This is a genomic window from Acetivibrio sp., assembly GCF_035371925.1.
In the GTDB taxonomy this organism is placed as follows: domain Bacteria; phylum Bacillota; class Clostridia; order Acetivibrionales; family Acetivibrionaceae; genus Hungateiclostridium.
This window is the reverse complement of the sequence record NZ_DAORXT010000003.1, coordinates 18,315-36,099: the sequence shown is the minus strand read 5'-3', so window position 1 is coordinate 36,099 and position 17,785 is coordinate 18,315. Positions and strand designations below refer to the sequence as shown.

The 17,785-nt window shown below is 37.7% G+C and carries 12 protein-coding genes; 2 read left to right on the top strand and 10 right to left on the bottom strand.

Features of this window, described 5'->3' with window-relative positions; genetic code table 11:
- Nucleotides 1–12: 12 nt before the first annotated feature.
- From PLH43_RS00905 to PLH43_RS00885, 5 genes are read right to left on the bottom strand one after another with little or no spacing between them, the layout of a single operon-like run.
- Nucleotides 13–1,044, bottom strand: a complete 1,032-nt coding sequence (locus PLH43_RS00905) for a chemotaxis response regulator protein-glutamate methylesterase (RefSeq protein WP_324359175.1) — start codon at nt 1,042–1,044, stop codon at nt 13–15.
- 16 nt (nt 1,045–1,060) lie between these two features.
- Complete coding sequence (locus PLH43_RS00900; protein WP_324359116.1) at nt 1,061–1,879, bottom strand: protein-glutamate O-methyltransferase CheR; 819 nt, start codon at nt 1,877–1,879, stop codon at nt 1,061–1,063.
- A 24-nt stretch (nt 1,880–1,903) separates the two neighbouring features.
- Nucleotides 1,904–2,395: a chemotaxis protein CheW gene (locus PLH43_RS00895; protein WP_324359114.1), complete on the bottom strand. Its 492-nt coding sequence runs from the start codon at nt 2,393–2,395 to the stop codon at nt 1,904–1,906.
- A 13-nt stretch (nt 2,396–2,408) separates the two neighbouring features.
- Nucleotides 2,409–4,562 (bottom strand): chemotaxis protein CheA, encoded by a 2,154-nt coding sequence (locus PLH43_RS00890; RefSeq protein ID WP_324359113.1) that lies wholly within the window; start codon nt 4,560–4,562, stop codon nt 2,409–2,411.
- A gap of 45 nt (nt 4,563–4,607) precedes the next feature.
- Nucleotides 4,608–4,961 carry a response regulator gene (locus PLH43_RS00885; RefSeq protein WP_324359111.1) on the bottom strand — a complete coding sequence of 118 codons (354 nt, stop codon included), beginning with the start codon at nt 4,959–4,961 and terminating at the stop codon, nt 4,608–4,610.
- Nucleotides 4,962–5,252: 291 nt separating this feature from the next.
- Between PLH43_RS00885 and PLH43_RS00880 the strand changes: the two genes are divergently transcribed.
- The gene (locus PLH43_RS00880; RefSeq protein WP_324359109.1) at nt 5,253–5,975 is read left to right on the top strand and encodes an MBL fold metallo-hydrolase; all 723 of its coding nucleotides are present in this window, start codon (nt 5,253–5,255) and stop codon (nt 5,973–5,975) included.
- Between the two features lie 45 nt (nt 5,976–6,020).
- On the opposite strand, the gene spo0A is transcribed toward PLH43_RS00880, so the two are convergent.
- The 5 genes from spo0A to PLH43_RS00855 all read right to left on the bottom strand — a co-directional run bounded on the left by spo0A (nt 6,021) and on the right by PLH43_RS00855 (nt 11,866).
- Complete coding sequence (gene spo0A / locus PLH43_RS00875; RefSeq protein ID WP_324359107.1) at nt 6,021–6,830, bottom strand: sporulation transcription factor Spo0A; 810 nt, start codon at nt 6,828–6,830, stop codon at nt 6,021–6,023.
- A gap of 348 nt (nt 6,831–7,178) precedes the next feature.
- Nucleotides 7,179–8,519, bottom strand: coding sequence for a SpoIVB peptidase (gene spoIVB / locus PLH43_RS00870; RefSeq protein WP_324359105.1), 1,341 nt, complete (start codon nt 8,517–8,519; stop codon nt 7,179–7,181).
- A gap of 244 nt (nt 8,520–8,763) precedes the next feature.
- The gene (gene recN / locus PLH43_RS00865) at nt 8,764–10,476 is read right to left on the bottom strand and encodes a DNA repair protein RecN (protein ID WP_324359103.1); all 1,713 of its coding nucleotides are present in this window, start codon (nt 10,474–10,476) and stop codon (nt 8,764–8,766) included.
- A 57-nt stretch (nt 10,477–10,533) separates the two neighbouring features.
- A complete protein-coding gene (locus PLH43_RS00860) occupies nt 10,534–10,995 on the bottom strand; it encodes an arginine repressor (protein WP_324359101.1) in 462 nt (153 codons plus the stop codon).
- Between the two features lies 1 nt (nt 10,996).
- A complete protein-coding gene (locus tag PLH43_RS00855; protein WP_324359099.1) occupies nt 10,997–11,866 on the bottom strand; it encodes an NAD(+)/NADH kinase in 870 nt (289 codons plus the stop codon).
- Between the two features lie 340 nt (nt 11,867–12,206).
- On the opposite strand from PLH43_RS00855, the gene PLH43_RS00850 reads away from it, so the two are divergent.
- A complete protein-coding gene (locus PLH43_RS00850) occupies nt 12,207–17,684 on the top strand; it encodes a diguanylate cyclase (RefSeq protein WP_324359097.1) in 5,478 nt (1,825 codons plus the stop codon).
- Nucleotides 17,685–17,785 lie beyond the last annotated feature (101 nt).

Sequence of the window (17,785 nt, the reverse complement as noted above, 5' to 3'; positions counted from 1 at the left end):
CCAAGCAACTTATTACAGCATTGAATATACCAATTGCGGTATTGATTCCAAAGAAGCCTGCTTTTCAACAGCACCCATTTCAAAGGCAACCTTCGGCATACCGTATACGACACAGGATTTTTCATCCTGTCCTACTGTTCGTGCTCCTTTTTGTCTCATGGCCAAAAGCCCTTTTGCACCATCCTTGCCCATACCTGTAAGTATTATGCCTATGGCATTTTTTCCGGCTTCTTGGGCAACGGAATTGAAAAGCACATCCACTGACGGACAATGCCCGCTTACCTTTTCTCCTTTATTACACTCTACTATATATCCTGTTCCGCTTTTTTTAATTGTCATATGATAGTCCCCCGGAGCAATAAGTACCGTCCCCGGGCAAACCCTGTCACCGTGTTTTGCCTCCCTGACTTCCATAAGGCATGTGTTGTTCAGCCTTTCTGCATACATCCTGGTAAATACCGGAGGCATGTGCTGAACAATAACAGTTCCGGGTATATCCCTTGGAAACGATTTTAGAAGGTTGAATATTGCTTCAGTACCTCCGGTGGATGCACCAATGGCAATTATTTTATTTGAAGGTCTGCTGTTTATGCTCCCAATGTCTTTTGAAGCGTCATATTCTCTTTTCCAATGCCCCACTTTTGCTGTTGAAGCTATTTTTATCTTTATTATCAGCTCATTTATTAAAAAGTCAAATCCTTTTTGAGTCGATAAGTCCGGCTTTGTAACGAAATCAACAGCACCGGCATTCAGAGCATCAAATACATTATGACTTACAGCACTTACCACAACAACGGGAATAGGATATTGAGGCATAAGCCGCCTTAAGAACTCAATTCCATTCATTCTCGGCATTTCAACGTCAAGGGTCATAACATCAGGCTTAAACTCAACAATTTTGTCTCTGGCCTCATAAGGGTTCGATGCAGTTGCCACCACCTCAATTGCCGCATCCTGAGCTATTCCCTTGGAAATCCTTTCTCTAAACAAGAGAGAATCATCAACTACCAAGACTTTTATTTTTCGTTTAATGCTGGTTCTCATAGTATCCAAGCTCTATCTATTCCTTTCTATAGACTGCCGGCATAACATATTTGTACTTGGTTTCTTCGCGGTTTAAAGACTCGGAATGTCCAATAAACAAATATCCTCCCGGCTCAGTATACTCATAGAACCTATTCACCAGTTCCATTTTCGTCTGCTGATCGAAATATATCATCACATTTCTGCAGAATATGACATGAAACTTTCTTTTGAACGGGAAGACAGTATTCATAAGATTAAAAATCCTGAATATAACATCATTTCGAATACTGTCCGCCACAGCCCAATTGTTCTCGTCTATCTTTCTGAAATATTTCCTTTTCCACGTCTCAGGAACCCCTTCGATACGCTCATTTGAATAAATGCCGCTTTTGGCTTTTTGGAGTACATTCATTGAGATATCTGTTGCCAAAATTCTTGTGTCCCACAAATTTTTTTGCGCGCCAAAAAAGTCTGCAATTATCATCGCAAGAGTATAGGGTTCCTCACCGCTTGAGCAGCCTGCACTCCATATCCTAAGATCCAACGGTCCCTTTATGGAAACAGAAAGATAAGGCAATACCGTTGAAGCAAAAAAATCAAAATGGTCCGGCTCCCTCAAAAAGAAGGTGTGATTTGTGGTTATTTTGTTTATTAGTGTTGTCACTGCTTCTCCGGTTGTATCGGACATCACATAGTCATAGTAATCGGAAAAGCTTTTGAAGTTCATCTGTTGCAAGATATTTTGCAGTCTTCCCACAACCAATGTCTTTTTCTTTTCAGTCAAATTTATGCCATAGTTGCTTTTGACATAGGAAGCAAGCTTGTCAAATTCTTTGTTGGTAATATTTAGCATACCATCTCACCAATTAAACTATTTTTATATATTGAGCAGATTTTCGCACTCTTCGTCATTCAAGAGCTTGTTGCAGTCTAAAAGAAGCTTGACTTCATCACCGACTTTTCCGATTTCCTTAATGTAGCGGTTGCTAAAACCGGTATTTGCTTCCGGAGGAGGCACAATATTTTCGTCTGGAATGGCCACCACTTCTGCAACGCTGTCCACAATAAGACCTACGGATACATCCTTTATGTCGACAACCACAATACATGTCCTGTCATTGTACTCCATCGGTTCTTTTTTAAATCTCAGCCTTACATCCAAAACAGGTATAATCTTTCCTCTCAAGTTTATTATACCTTTAATATATTCCGGCAATTCGGGAACTTCAGTTATCTGCTGTATTCCTATTATCTCGGTAACGTACTTAATCTCTATGCCATATACCTCTTTTCCAATAACAAACGTAAGATACTTGCCTTTTTGAGTATCCTCTTCATATTCCAAAACATTTTCCAATGCTTCGCTCATAATTAAATCCCTCCTATTTTATTTCCACCAATCCTGCAACATCCAATATGAGGCTTATGCTTCCGTCACCTAAAAGCGTACAGCCTCCAATACCTTTTACCTTCTTTATATACTTTGGCAGTGCCTTGACTACCACCTGTTGTTCGCCTAAAAGTTCATCCGCAAATATGCATATTACCTTGGAATCATTTTCAACCATAACAATTATTCCGTCATTTATGTTTTGAATTTCAGTGTCGATTTTATAGAATCTGTGAAGTCTTAATACAGGATAAACTTCGCCTCTTACCATAATCATTTCATTGCCTTCGGAGTCTGTGATTATAGCCTCATTCTTTACTTTAAAGGATTCTTTGATTGATATGGTGGGTATTGTATATCTCGATTTTCCGACTTTAATACTCATACCGTTGATAATTGCCAAGGTCAGAGGCAGCTTAATAGAAATTATCGTTCCATTATCCGGTACACTGTCAACAAAAATCGTTCCGCCCACCATGGAGATGTTATTGCTTACTATATCCATTCCCACACCGCGCCCGGAAAATTCGGTCACTTTTTCCTTTGTTGAAAAACCGGGCATAAAGATAAATGAATATATTTCTTTATCCGTAAGCTCGTTCTCCGGCTTGTGTATTAGGCCTGCTTCCCTTGCCTTTTTAAGTATTTTTTCCCGGTCAAGTCCTCTTCCGTCATCCTTTACAAATATCCATACATCTCCTCCTGCATTTTTAGCCTCAAGAGTAATCTTTCCGGCAGGAGGTTTTCCCTTTGCCACCCTCTCCTCAGAATCCTCAAGTCCGTGGTCTACAGCATTTCTTATAAGGTGAATGAGAGGGTCGGATATGCGCTCAATAATATTTTTGTCAACCTCGGTTTCCTCTCCTATTATTTCCAGTTCTATTGACTTGTTCAGTTTTTTACCCATATCCCTGACTATCCTGTTCATCTTTTGGAAAGTCATTGACAGCGGAACCATACGAATTGACATTACTACATCCTGAAGCTCATTTGTCAGCTTGTTAAGCTGTCTTGCTGCCTTGTGAAAATTGTCGAGCTGAAGCCCTTGAAGGTCGGGATTCTGTGTAACCATGGCTTCGGAAATAACTATTTCACCGACCAAATCCATTAGCTTGTCAAGCTTTGCTATGTTAACACTTATAACACTCTGTTTGTTTGAAGCTCCGGCATTCTCACCCGACGGATTTGATTTTCTCTCAGGTAAAGGTTTCTTGTCAAAAGAACCCTCGTTTTGTTCTAAAGTGATAAAAGAATCACTCGAAGCATTATCTTTTTCGGGGTTCTTTACTTCTTGTTCTTTTGGTTCGTCTTCCCCATTATCTGTCATCTCGCCCATTATATCCTCAAGGTCTTCATTTATCACATAAACTTCGAGACTTTTTAGCAGAATGGTATGGGATAATCTTTCTCTTACCTCATCAAGCCCCAAATCGGTACTGAACACCACTCTGAAGCCTTCCTTGCGGATGATCTCACTGTTTTCGCTTTTTCCGCCGCCTTCAATAACATCCTCAGGATAGAAGCAATTTACATCGGCTATTTCCTTTAAATCATGAATCACGGAAAACGCCCTTATGTTCTCCATACCACACTCGTCTTCAAATTTAAGTATAGCCTCGTATTTATGACTCTTTGGAGTTGCTGCTCCACTATTTGAGCTTATATAGTATTTTTGATCTTTTTCAATCTCCGGAGTATTATGTAAGTCAGAATTAATAGGATTATTCCCGTCATTGTTTATGCTTTTTAAATTGCTCAAGTAGTCCCTTATTTCTTTTATGAGGTCAGTGGCGTCTCCATCAGGTTCTTGGCCATTTTCAAGCTTTGCTGTCTCATTTTTTATAAAGTCAACTCCGTTTAGCACAATATCTGTAATTTCTGTAGAATTAATGTTGCCCGGCTTTTCCTCCCGAAGATAAAAAAACATGTCTTCAATAGAATGGGCAAGCTTTGATATATCATCAAAGAGCATCATGGCTGCCGAGCCCTTTATTGTGTGCATGATTCTAAAAATTTCATCTATCGAAGATTCAAAACCGCTTTCCTTCTCACTGCTAATAAGGGATTGCTCCAACTGATCCAATAACTGGAGTGTCTCAAATATAAACATATCCAGCATTGGCTCGCGGCTAATGCTATCAGCCAATTTCTACCACCTCCATGTGTATACTGTATTGCTATTTTTCGGCTATTACAGTTTTTCGATAGTCTGTATAACATAATCTTCTTTAAACGGTTTTACAATAAATCCTTTTGCGCCTGCCAAAATCGCATCCTTTACAAAGCACTCCTGACCCATTGAAGAAATCATAATAACTTTTGCATCGGGATCAAACTCTTTAATCATCTTTACTGCCTTTATCCCGTCACACACCGGCATAGTTATATCCATTGTAACAATATCCGGCTTAATTTCCTTATACTTGGTAACAGCAATTAGCCCGTTTTCGGCTTCTCCAACCACTTCATGCCCATGTCTTTCCAGCATCATTTTCAGTGACGCTCTCATAAATCCTGCATCGTCAACTATTAAGATTCTTTTCATTTCTTCACACTCCCATGTTTTTTGTTTGTTGTATACTCAATACCATGGTTTAGAGTTATGTTACTTCCCCTTGTACGTTGGAAATCAAGAACTTGCATTCTCATTATGATGAATAACTTAAGATATGTATATAAATTCCAAATAATATTTTATGTAAATACAATGCCATTATTTTTCAATATTATCAAGTAAAAAATATTTTATTTGATGATTATATCGAATTCTATTATACTAATATTAACAGTAAATTTTTATGAATTTAAATCTTTATGCTTAGCCGAGGTTGAATGAATGATAAATTTTATTGGTACAGGCAGCGCTTTTAACACTCAATTGGGAAATAATAGCGCATATATAAAAAAAGACAGTCACTTTGTCCTTTTCGACTGTGGCAGTACTGTATTTAGCAGGCTTGTGAGCCTAAATCTTATAGATGATGTTTCAGATTTGAATATCATTATAACCCATACTCATCCGGATCATATAGGAAGTCTGGGCGAATTGATTTTTTATTCTCATTATATTAAAAATTTGATACCAAAGATTCTTTTTCCCGATAAGAAGCTTATTGATATGATTTTGGGTTCTATGGGAGTAAATAACGAATTCTATAGAGTTATTAACTCTGAAAATACAGTAATTAACAACAGTAATTTTACTATGGAAGTATCATTCCGGAAATGTTCCCACGTGGATTCAATTCCATCCTACGGAATTCTCTTTAAGCTCGGAGGTTTCACATTATATTACAGCGGCGATTCCAATTCTGTCGACACCTTTGTGCTGGAAGGCTTGGAAAAAGGCAGCATAGATTTTTTATATCAAGATACCTGCGGAATTGACTATGACTTAAATCCCCATCTTTACCTTGGTAGGCTTGAAAAACTGATAAAGCCGGAGCTTCGGCACAAGGTTTATTGCATGCATACGGACTCCCAATTTAACAGGGATGAAGCAGTAAAGATGGGCTTTAATGTAGTTGAAGCGGTAATAGATTTTAAGTCTATGCCTTAAAATCTATTACCGCCTCTATGTTTTCTTTATGTTTTTTCTTTTACCTTATGTTGCCATCTTCATTTCCAATCTCAGCTTGTCTGCCACCATTGCTATAAATTCGGAGTTTGTAGGTTTACCCTTTCCAATATTTATTGTATAACCAAACAGTGAATCTATCGTATCAATCTGCCCTCTGCTCCATGCCACTTCAATAGCGTGTCTTATTGCCCTTTCAACCCTGCTGGGTGTAGTATTGTATTCCTTTGCTATTGAAGGATACAACTGCTTTGTAATTGAATTTATCACATCAAGGTCTTTTACAACCATTATTATGGCATCCCTTAGATACTGATAACCCTTTATATGTGCCGGCACACCTATTTCATGCATAATGTTTGTTACCTCAGCTTCAAGATTCTTTGGCTGTGGAATGTGATAGGCTCCCTTGATTTCACTGACAAGAGTCTCCTGTCTTATCACATTGGATTGACCTACGTTCTTTAGCTGTCTTATTCTAGAAATCAAAACCTCCATATCAAAGGGTTTTACAACGTAGTACTCGGCTCCTAAGGCCAGTGCTCTTTGCGTTATCTTATCCTGCCCTACAGCCGAAAGAATAATAAACAAAGGCCTTTTACTCATTACAGTTGCCCCTATTTTTTCCAAGACTCCCAACCCATCCAAATGGGGCATAATAATATCCAGTATTGCAATATCAGGAAGTTTTTCAACTATAAGCTCATATGCTTCGATACCGTCTCTTGCCACACCGACTACTTCAATATCTTCCTGATTGTTAAGATATTCATATAAAATATCACCAAATTCCCTATTGTCATCCGCAATTACAACCCGAATCTTATTTGATGTCAAATTGACTCCCCCTTAATTTATTGTAAAAGACTGCTAGATAATTTATAGCATTATTATATTTTCTATTCGACAAAATTTCAATATACTGGGTAATGAAATTGCTGTTTATACATTTAATTTTACATATATAATATTATATAATCATTTACTGTAAGTGCTGGTATTTCTGAATTTTCTGACATAAAGAAACCTTTTATGAAATTTTTTATTTTAAAAGCAGTATCTTAAAATTCCACGGAAATATGCAAAATCTCGGGAAATATGCAATTTATGTAAAATATGTGTATCCTCCCGGCGAAAATACACATATTTTGATAATCATAAAAATTTATCATTCCAATAATTTTTTTAAGAAGCCCTGGCCATTTCAGCACTTTGCAAATTTGCATCCGCCATATTTTTTATCATCCACTCAATCAGTATGCCGTATCCTCTGGCAGGGTCATTTACCAATACATGAGTTACAGCCCCTACCAGTTTACCGTCTTGCAAAATGGGGCTTCCGGACATCCCCTGAACGATACCTCCCGTTGCCTCAAGAAGCCTTTGGTCAGTAACTCTTATAATCATTCCTTTTAAACCATTGGCACTTTTCCTTGAAACCTTTTCAATTTCAATGCTGTATTCTTCAACATTTTTGCCGTCTATATTGGCAAGTATGGTGGCAGGCCCTACCTTTATATCATTTCTCAAGGCTATCGGATATCTTACGCTTGAGAATTTATCCAAAGCCGTTTCATTCAAAGTACCGTATATGCCGTAATGACTGTTTTTTATTATTTTTCCCAAGGCTCCGCTGTCTTCTATCAACACACCTTTAAGCTCTCCGGGATTGCCTTTCGTCCCCTTTTTTATAGTAAGAATATTAGATTCTACAAGCTCACCTCTTTCAACGGGCATAATGGACCCGGTATCAATATCGGTAATACCGTGCCCCAAGGCTCCAAAACCTTTAGTCCCAGGGTCGTAGAATGTCAGCGTTCCAATGCCTGCGGTGCTGTCTCTCACCCACATCCCCACACGGTACTTATTGTCTTCAACCGATTTTACCGGAGTCACTTTTGTATTGCTGTAGCTATTTCCTCTCTTATATTTTACCCATATGTTTTCCCCCATACTATTCTCTACTTCACTCATCAAATCATAGGCAGTATCAACCCTGTTGTTGTTCACTTCAACAATAAGGTCCCCGGGTTTCAGTCCCGAATCCCTTGCCGGAAGCAACCTCTTTCCGTCAGGCGTTTCAACATCCGACAATCCGATAACCAGTATTCCGTCCACCTTTATTTTTACTCCTACGGTATTTCCGCAGGCCACAACCTCTTTATACGGAACAACATCGACATACATGGTTTTTAAGGGTATAAGTCCTAAAAGCTTCAAGCTCAAGCTGGTTCTGCCCAGTTTGCTGGCCTTGAACATTACCTTGTTTCCGGTCCCTTTATAATCATCATTATTAACTTTTATGTCTTTACTGTCAAATATTAATATATCATTATTATCTGATTTGAAATTCACAAGATTTACAAGAAGAGGATAGTTAAATTTATAAATATACTCCTGGTTTTCAAATAATGTCAGCTGGCTGGGAAAGATAGAAATCAATCTTATATATGCTATACTCAAAATTGCGGCGCAAACGCTAAAAAAAACTATTATTCTTCTTTTTGTGAGCTTAATAAAATTCAAACCGGTCACCTCCTGGTGTCTTATTATCAAAATAGAAGTTCTGTTAAAAATTCATTAACATAAACACAACGGTTTTGTTGGTTTTTTCCCTTGATTACTAACATTAAATTAACCTATAATAACTTTATTTATTCACTAAATACAGCGTAGAAAGAATGTCAAAAATAGGCGGGCTAATTTATATAAAAATAAAAAAAGCTCAGGATTTTTAAGTATCCCAAGCTTTTTACAGGTATGTGAAAACCTATTTTTTAAATTCTCTCGCATTGTAAAGCATTTCTTCAGCATGTTTTAATGTAATATCCGTAATACTTGCTCCTCCGATAATCCTTGCTATCTCATCCCTCTTGCCTTTTTCATCAAGCTTTTTAACTACTGTCCTTGTATTGCCACCCTCGGTTATCTTGTCAATATAATAGTTGTTGTCTGCCATGCAGGCTATCTGGGCCAAATGGGTAACCGATATAACCTGGTGGTTTTTAGAAATGTAGCAAAGCTTCTCTCCCACTTTTTGAGCTGCAATACCGCTTATTCCAATATCAATCTCATCAAATATCATTGTGGGCATTTTATCTACTTTTGCAAGAATTGTCTTTATGGCAAGCATCACCCTTGACATTTCTCCACCGGAAGCTATCTTTGCCAAAGGCTTCAAAGGCTCACCAGCATTGGTGGATATCATAAACTCAACCCGGTCAAGTCCGTTGTAATTGTATTTTCTTTCACCCTTGTCGATTGAATCGTCAAAATCTATTTTCACCCTAAAGCTGGTGCTTTTCATTTCCAAGTCCTTAAGTTCCTCTCCTATTCTCTCTTCAAGGAGCTTTGAGGCCTTAATCCTCTCACTGTTTATTTCCTTTGCTAATCGGTACAGCTCGTTTTCTTCTTCAAAAAGTTCTTCATTTAGTTTGTTCACCAAATCTTCATTATTTAAAATTTCATCCAGTTCCTTTTGAATTCGGGCCTTGTACTCCAAAATCTCTTCCACCGAATCCCCATATTTCTTTTTAAGCCTGTATAATAAATCCAGCCTGTCTTCAATCTGCATAAGAAGATTGGGATCATATTCCACATTATCCCGCAAGCTGCGGATTTCCAAGACAATATCGTCAAGCTCAATTGCAAGTGCCTCAATTCTCTTTCTAAGCTCACCGTACTTTACGTCAAACTCTTCTATGCTGCCAAAATCCAGTACTGTTTTGTTTATTATGTCCAGCGCGGATTCTTGGAATTTGCCGCCACTTCCTAAAAGCTCATAAGTATTTGAAAGAGTGTTTGTAATTTTCTCTGAATTTACTAAAAGTTCTCTCTGTTTTGCAAGCTCCTCTTCTTCCCCGATTTTTAACTTTGCCTTTTTTATTTCATCAATCTGATATTTGAGAATATCTATTTTACGCTCTCTTTCATTTTTATCCCCAGTCAATTCCTTCAATTTGCTTTTAATATTCCGGTATGCTTCAAGATGCCCAAGGTACTCTTCTTTAAGGCTTTCAAGCTTTGAAGATGCAAAAGAATCCAAAAGGTCAATATGGCTTTCGGTTCTAAGGAGGGATTGGTTGTCATGCTGACCATGCACATCAATGAGCCTTTCCCCTAATTGTTTTAACATTGAAACCGTCGCAATTCTGCCATTAATCCTGCAAGTATTCTTTCCTGCGGTAGTAAACTCCCTTGATATAACCAGAATGTCATCTTCTTCCCACTCTATTCCAAACTCATCAAGGAGGTCCTCCACCCTTTTTCTGTCCACTTGAAAAACAGCTTCAACAACGGCCTTGTCCTTGCCTGTTCTTATAAGGTCTTTGGACAGCCTTTCTCCTAGAATTGCATTTATTGAGTCAATTATAATGGACTTTCCCGCTCCTGTTTCGCCTGTCAACACATTAAGCCCATCCCCCAACTCAATTTCAACCCTGTCAATTATAGCTACATTCTGAATTTCCAACCGTTGAAGCATGACCAAACCCTCACTTCTTCAAGGATTAATGATTCTAAAAATGAAATAGAAAGCTAATTATCTGTCATCGGATTTTACGAGTTTGCTCAGCTTTTCAACAAACTCCTTGGCAATTTTTTCCGTCCTACAAACAATAAGCACCGTATCATCTCCAGCTATCGAACCGACTATCTCCGCATGGTTCATGGAATCAATTGCCGATGCCGATGCCTGGGCCATACCCGGAAGTGTTTTTACAACTACGATATTATTTGCATAATCGCTCGAAACATAAGACTCTGAAAATATTGTCATAAGCCTGTTATATACGGTATTGTCCGTATTTGTAAAAGGAGCATATTTATAACGCCCGTCCTCTGTCATAACTTTTATAAGCCTAAGCTCTTTTATGTCCCTTGATATTGTAGCCTGGGTAACTTCCATACCCGCTTTTTTCAGTCTGTCAGCAATCTCTTCCTGGGTCTCGATAACCTCTTTGTCAATAATCTCAAGTATTTTTGCCTGCCTGCTGTATTTCATATTACTTCATACTCTCTCCTCTATCATAAATTTTACCCCTTAACACATCGAAAAAGTTTTTTTCATCAAGCCTTACCATAGGCATCCTTATCCGGGATTTTTTTGTTATGATTAAGTCCCCTCCTCTTACTTCATAGCCATTTTGTCCGTCTACGGTAACCATTGCTTCATGACTTCTGTTCTCGGCAACTACCACTTTTATCTCCCTGTCGGCCGTAGTTATAAATGACCTTGAATACAAAAGATGCGGACATATCGGTGTACAAATAATCAAATCCACATCCGGCTCAACTAAAGGCCCTCCGGCTGAAAGAGAATAAGCTGTTGAACCTGTGGGTGTTGAAATAATCAATCCATCCCCAGGATAAAGGTCCATAAAAGCATCGTTAATATATGTTTTAAGGTGTAAAATCCTAGATATTGCCCCCCGGGAAATAACGACATCATTGAGAACAATATCCTCGGCAACAACCTTGCCATCCCTCACAATAACAGTATCAAGCATCATTCTTTCATCAATGGTAAATTTACCTTCGACCAGATGCTTTACCGCATTTTCAATGTCGTTCTTGTCAACATCCGCCAAAAAGCCCAGCTTTCCAAGGTTTACACCCAAAAGGGGCTTTCTTTTTGCTACAATTGTCCTGGCAGCCCTAAGAAAGGTACCGTCACCTCCAAGACATACCATAATATCCGACATATCAACTATATTGTCCTCGGTGATATTTAACTTTTCATCTCCGACCTTTGATGCAATATCGTCGCATATAAAAGCTGTTCCACCGTATTTTCTTATACTATCTATAAGGATCCTGGTATATTTGAGATCCTCGTCTTTGTCTTCATTAGGTATTATTCCTATTTTTAGCATTATATCCCTCTTGTTCTAAAAAAGTAGCAACCCCTAGAATCAATATTTTGTATTATTGTCATCCCCAAATGATCCCATACACTAAATATAAAATCTAAAAAGGTCTTTTTGCAATAATTATATAAAATAAATTGTAAAAGCACAACATTTAATAATACTTTAATAATATTAATCTAATTATTTCTTTAGTTTTTTTCGATATTTAATAATAAGATGTACAATGCACTTTCGTGCAACCGGTGAATTTCCATATTTTAATTGTATTAATATTTTTCGTTGCATTTAATATGTTTTTTATACAGATTGGCATATTGTATGATTTCAGGAGTTGATAACAAATATGAACATATTTAACAACAGATTCAAGGTAATTACTGATATCAAGGATGACTTGTCAAACACATTATATCTTGTTTCTGACATGATAAACGACAATAAAAAAATGGCTTTTAAAATTATAAGCCCTGAGCTTATATCATCAAAAACCATGGAAAATTTGAAGCGGGAGTTTGTCACTCTTTCTTCCCTATCCCATCCCAACCTTATGCAAATATACGGTTTTGGGGTGATAAATTCCATCGACGGCAGCCTGACTTCATACAAACAGTATTATTGTGCCTATGAATATATAAAGGGGAAGGACCTAATTAATTCCGTTTCAAACATGAGCTTTGATAAGAAAATCAGTATTATACTTCAAATATGCAATGCTCTGGTGTATTTGCACAGAAGAGGATTTTCCTTCAAAAATCTTGATCATAAAAGTATTATTATAGACGAAACAGACGGCAAACCTTGTGCAAAACTGATTGGCATGCCTGAAAATGAAGAAATAGAAAAAATAGTATTCCGCCCCAAGAAAATATCCAATCAGTTTAAGTTTCCCGAAGATTTGAGAAGTATAAGCAATAAAAATCTTCTTGATCTTTATTCCCTCGGGGTTTTGATCTTTTACCTTCTTACGGGCAAAAATCCCAACAGACACAACTTTCAAAACATTTGGAGACAGTGCCGAAACAATCCTTCAATATTAAAATCGGTACCTGAAAATATTGACAGAAAAAGAATACTGGACGTTATCGACAAACTTACATCCACAACTCCCGAAAGCCAATACAGGGATGCATACTCTGTAATTAAAGAAATTGAAGAAATATGCAATATTGAAGAAACTCATTTTCAAAAGAAATATTTTGAAAAAATCACAACCAAAACCAAACTCATAGGAAGAGATGAAAATATAAATCAGCTAAATTCATGGATAAATGAAGTCGCAAACAATAGTTGCAATCAAAAAATAACCTGTATAACCGGTGAAGCCGGTATCGGTAAAACAAGGCTTTTAAGTGAATTTATGTTTTGCATGGGGCTTGACAAAATAAGGGTATTACACGGCGTATCCTCCGAAAACGAGGAAAACACCTTCGAACCTGTAAAGCAAATATTAGAACAGATAATACCTCTTTCTCCGGCAGAAATTTTGGAAAGCTTCAAATCCGAGCTTGTGAAAATTCTGCCCGATGAAAAAAGTCTGAAGGGAGCAATTCCAAGCCCAGCTCTCCCTGACGAAAAGGAAAAACTAAGGCTTAAGGTGAGAGTAGGCAATTTTATATCCAATGTCCTTGAAAAAGAATTGTCCGTTTTGATATTTGACAATGCCCAATGGCTGGATGAGGCCTCTTTGGAACTTATTGACTATCTTGCAAACTCAAAAAAAATACCCCTTTGCATAGTTCTGTCGTACCGAAAAGAGTCAATGCTCAAAAACAAGCCGGGTCAAAAATATGTTGACAAATGGCTGGGCTCATCTATTGCCAATGAAATAATCCTTACCCGTTTTGACTTTGAGGAAACCTGCGATTTTATAAAAAGTGTTCTTGCAATAACAAGTTCTCCCGTTGCCTTCTGTACAGAAATGTTCCGTTATACGGAAGGAAATCCCGGGTTTATAATTGACTCTATTACGGCATTATTCAAAGAGGGAAAACTCTATGTTGATGACAGCGGTCAATGGGGCACGGACTTCGATGAGGATGCGGATTATTCCCGACTCTATATTCCGCCGAGTATGCACGAAGCAGTATGGAAACATATAAACACTTTGGATGAAATTTCATACAAGGCTTTAGAAACGATCTCAGCTTTCAATATGCCTGTGGCCTTTGAGATAATTGAGTTAATATTGGAGATTCCTCACGATGATGTATGGAATATACTTACAGAACTCATTTCCCACCAGATAATAGAACAAAGGCTTGCAGACTGGGGCTATACGTATGATTATCACTCAAAGAAAATTAAAAATGAAATATACAAAAAGATTGAGCCTTCCAGAAAAAAAGCGCTTCATAGAAAATGTGCCAAAGTTTTAGACGAAATGTATAAAAATGATGACAGGGTAAACCAGGATGAGCTTATTTATCATTATATAAAAACCGGTGAGAAGAAAAAGGCTCTAAAACTTATTATAGAATCAGCCGACAGAATGCTAAAGCTCCACATCAATGCCCAAACCATGGTATATCTAAAAAGAGGACGTCAGATAGCAAAAGAAATTTCCTCCACAAAGGATACCATAAAGATCCTCTTAATGATGGGTGAACTCTACCGCAAAAAAGGAGAAAACCCTAAAGCCTTTGAGTGTTATAACGAAGCTTTGAAATATGCCGTAAAAATTGATGATAAAGTTACAATTGCAAAAGTAAAGGAAATGATTGGAGCTCTGTACACAAGAAAAAATGATTTTGACCGGGCACTACATTTCCTAAACGGCTCTTTGGAGCTGTCCAAAGAGATAGGATATGTGGAAGGCTACCTTGAAGCCGTTCGGCGCATATGCTGGGTATATATATTCAAACGAAAGAACGAAGAAGCAATTGATATGATTAACAATGTTCTTTCGGAGTACAATGATGAAAAATACTCCCTCTACCATGCCTCGCTTTACAATGTTCTCGGTACCCATTACCTGGAACAGTCAAATATAATCGAGGCCTTGAATTGTTACAACAAAAGCATAGAGCTTTATGAAAAAAACAATGAAAAAGTTGAAATAGCCTATCCTTTAAACAATATTGCCACTGTTTTTGCGGAATTTTTAAACGATAATGCAAAAGCCAGGGAATATTTTGAAAAATCCCTTCAGATAAATATTGCAAACAATATGGTCGAAGGGATATCAAGCTGTTATGACAACCTTGGCGAAACCTACCGGTTGGAAGACAATTATATTAAAGCGCTGGAATACTACTTTAAGTGTGAAGAGCAAGCAAGAGAATGTGAACTTAACTCGCTTTTGTTTACAGTCTATAAAAATATTATGTTTGCATACTTGGAGCTTTGCGAATATCAAAAGTCCTATGATTATCTCCTTAAAGTAAAGCAGGAAATGGAAAAGAATTCGGACCGTGGCCATGACCTTCTGATTTTCTATGAATATGCAGCAAGATATTATTTCGAAATAGGATGCTTCGAAGAAGCAAAAAACATGGCTTTGCAAGGAATAAACACATGCAAAAAGTCAAGCACCAGTGAAAGCCTGACTTTAAATTGCATTCTCCTTCTGTCGGAGGTTCATGCCTCAAACCGGAAAGATACGGATCTTCTTGTGCAAGATGCTCTGGCTTTGCTTAAAGACTACGAATGCTGCTCCACACTCAAGGAGCGGAGAGATGTACTCCACATGCTTGCAGAGACATTAATTGCTTTTGGAAATACACAAGCTTCAAAGGACCTTTTGAAAAAAAGCCTGGAGCTTAGTGCAACCGTTAATACAAAAAAACTGGAAATAGAATATCTTATACTCTCCGGGATATGTGAAGGAGGAAACCGTGGAATTGAAATCATCAATAAAGCCTTGGAGTTAAATGAAGAATACAAAAGTCTCCGTTTAAGATGGAAAGCTTATAAAGCAATTGGCGATATTTATTATTCCATTAAGGAAAAAAGGTTGTCCGGCATAAACTATATAAAGGCTTTGGACACCCTGTATCATCTTGTGCAAAAAGTTCCTGTTGAATTTCACATCTCCTTCCTGTACTCCCACAACCGTGAGGAAGCCCGAACCAGGCTCCTTTCCCTCAAGGCCGATAATTTAAAGGAGCAGGAACTTATAATCGAAAAGCAGATGAACAATAAAATTAATGGAGCTAAAAATATCGTGCAATATTTCTTTGACGGAATAAGCTTCGAATTTATATTTAAGGAGCTCGGAACCGGCATGTCTTCGGATACTGTTGAAAGTCGTTCTTCAGATTCCGGCGAAGAAAAGATCGGAATTATAGAAGATTTGATTATGAAGTCTTCTTCCGATTACCTTGGCAACCTTAAAATGATTCTTGAAGCCGCATGTAACCTGACGTTGGCAGAAACAGGTTATATACTGCGCTACAACGACAAAAACGAGCTGGATACCTTTGTTGTACTGGACAACAATTCAACACCGGATTATTACAATTATATAATCGAGCGTTCCAACGAAAAAATCGAGGGAATATTTGCAGCCGACAATTTTGATAAAAAAACAGGCAATATCGATATTTTCCTTCCAAAAGATATCAAGGCTGTAATATGCATTCCCATATGCAGCCATGTTTTCGTTGACAAAAGCTCAAATATAAAACAATCAAAAAGAAAACATCGTGAATCAAATGATTATAATATTAAAGGATATATTTATCTTTCAACTAAAAATGTATTCAACAAATTTTCCTGGCAGAGCTTCGGTATGGTTAAACTTCTTTCGAAAATCGCCGCTCTTCAGATAGAAAATTACGACCTTAAAATAATTTCATCCACTGACAAACTGACCGGAGCGTATACAAGAAAGTTCTTCGAAAATGCCATTGAGACCCAGCTAAAAAAGGCCACCAAGGAAAAAAGACAGTTGTCAATAGTTATGATCGATATTGACAAGTTTAAGAGTGTAAATGACAACTACGGTCATCAAAAGGGAGATGAAATTCTCTCAAATGTCGGAAATATTCTTGTTAAGAATATAAGACCTACAGATATATGCTGTAGATACGGTGGAGAAGAATTTGTAATTATACTTCCGGATACCGGCCCTTCTGAAGCCGAATCCATGGCCGAAAGACTGAGAAGCACAGTGGAGAAAGCCCGTTTATTGGGACAAGGAAACAGCCTCACCATAAGTCTCGGTATATCCTGTTATCCCAAGCATGGCAGCATCCGCAACGAACTTATCGAGAAAGCCGACCAAGCTCTTTATCATGCAAAAGAGTCGGGACGAAACCGCTTCTCTCTCTGGAATGCAAAGATGAAAAAGCTGTCCAAAAGAATGGACAAACTTGCAGGCATTATATCCGGCAATGTAACCCATGACCAAAGAAATGTCCTTACTCTGCTGGAAATTGTCAAATTGTCCAACGAAATAATGCCTTTAGAAGACAAAATATATCGAGTGCTTGGAACAATAATAGATACCTTTGATGCGGAATACGGAGTTTTAATTACCTGTCAGAATCAAAGCTTAAAAACCTTAAAAATCTATGCTAGAAAAAGTACCGTACCGGGATGGGTTGAAGAAGAATGCTACAACAAAAAAATCGTAGATAAAGCATTAAAGCAAAAAACCGGAGCTTACCTGGTGGATTGGGACAATGTTAATGTTCTTGATTCTCAAACCGGTGAACCCATACTTAACTCAATAGTAGTTGAGCCCATATTTAGAGGAAAGGATGTTAATGGGGTTCTCTATCTTTCCCGCCCCATCAATCGAAAAGAATACGGTTTTAATGAATTAAACTTCCTTAGCGCTCTAGGAAACATCATATCCGGCATTTTATCAATGCCATAAAAAGCTTCGGGACACAAAGTCCCTTCGCTTTTACCTCTTTCACATCTCTCCAAAAGGTAAAATAAACAAGGGGGGGCAAAATGCCCCCACCCTTTGACTAA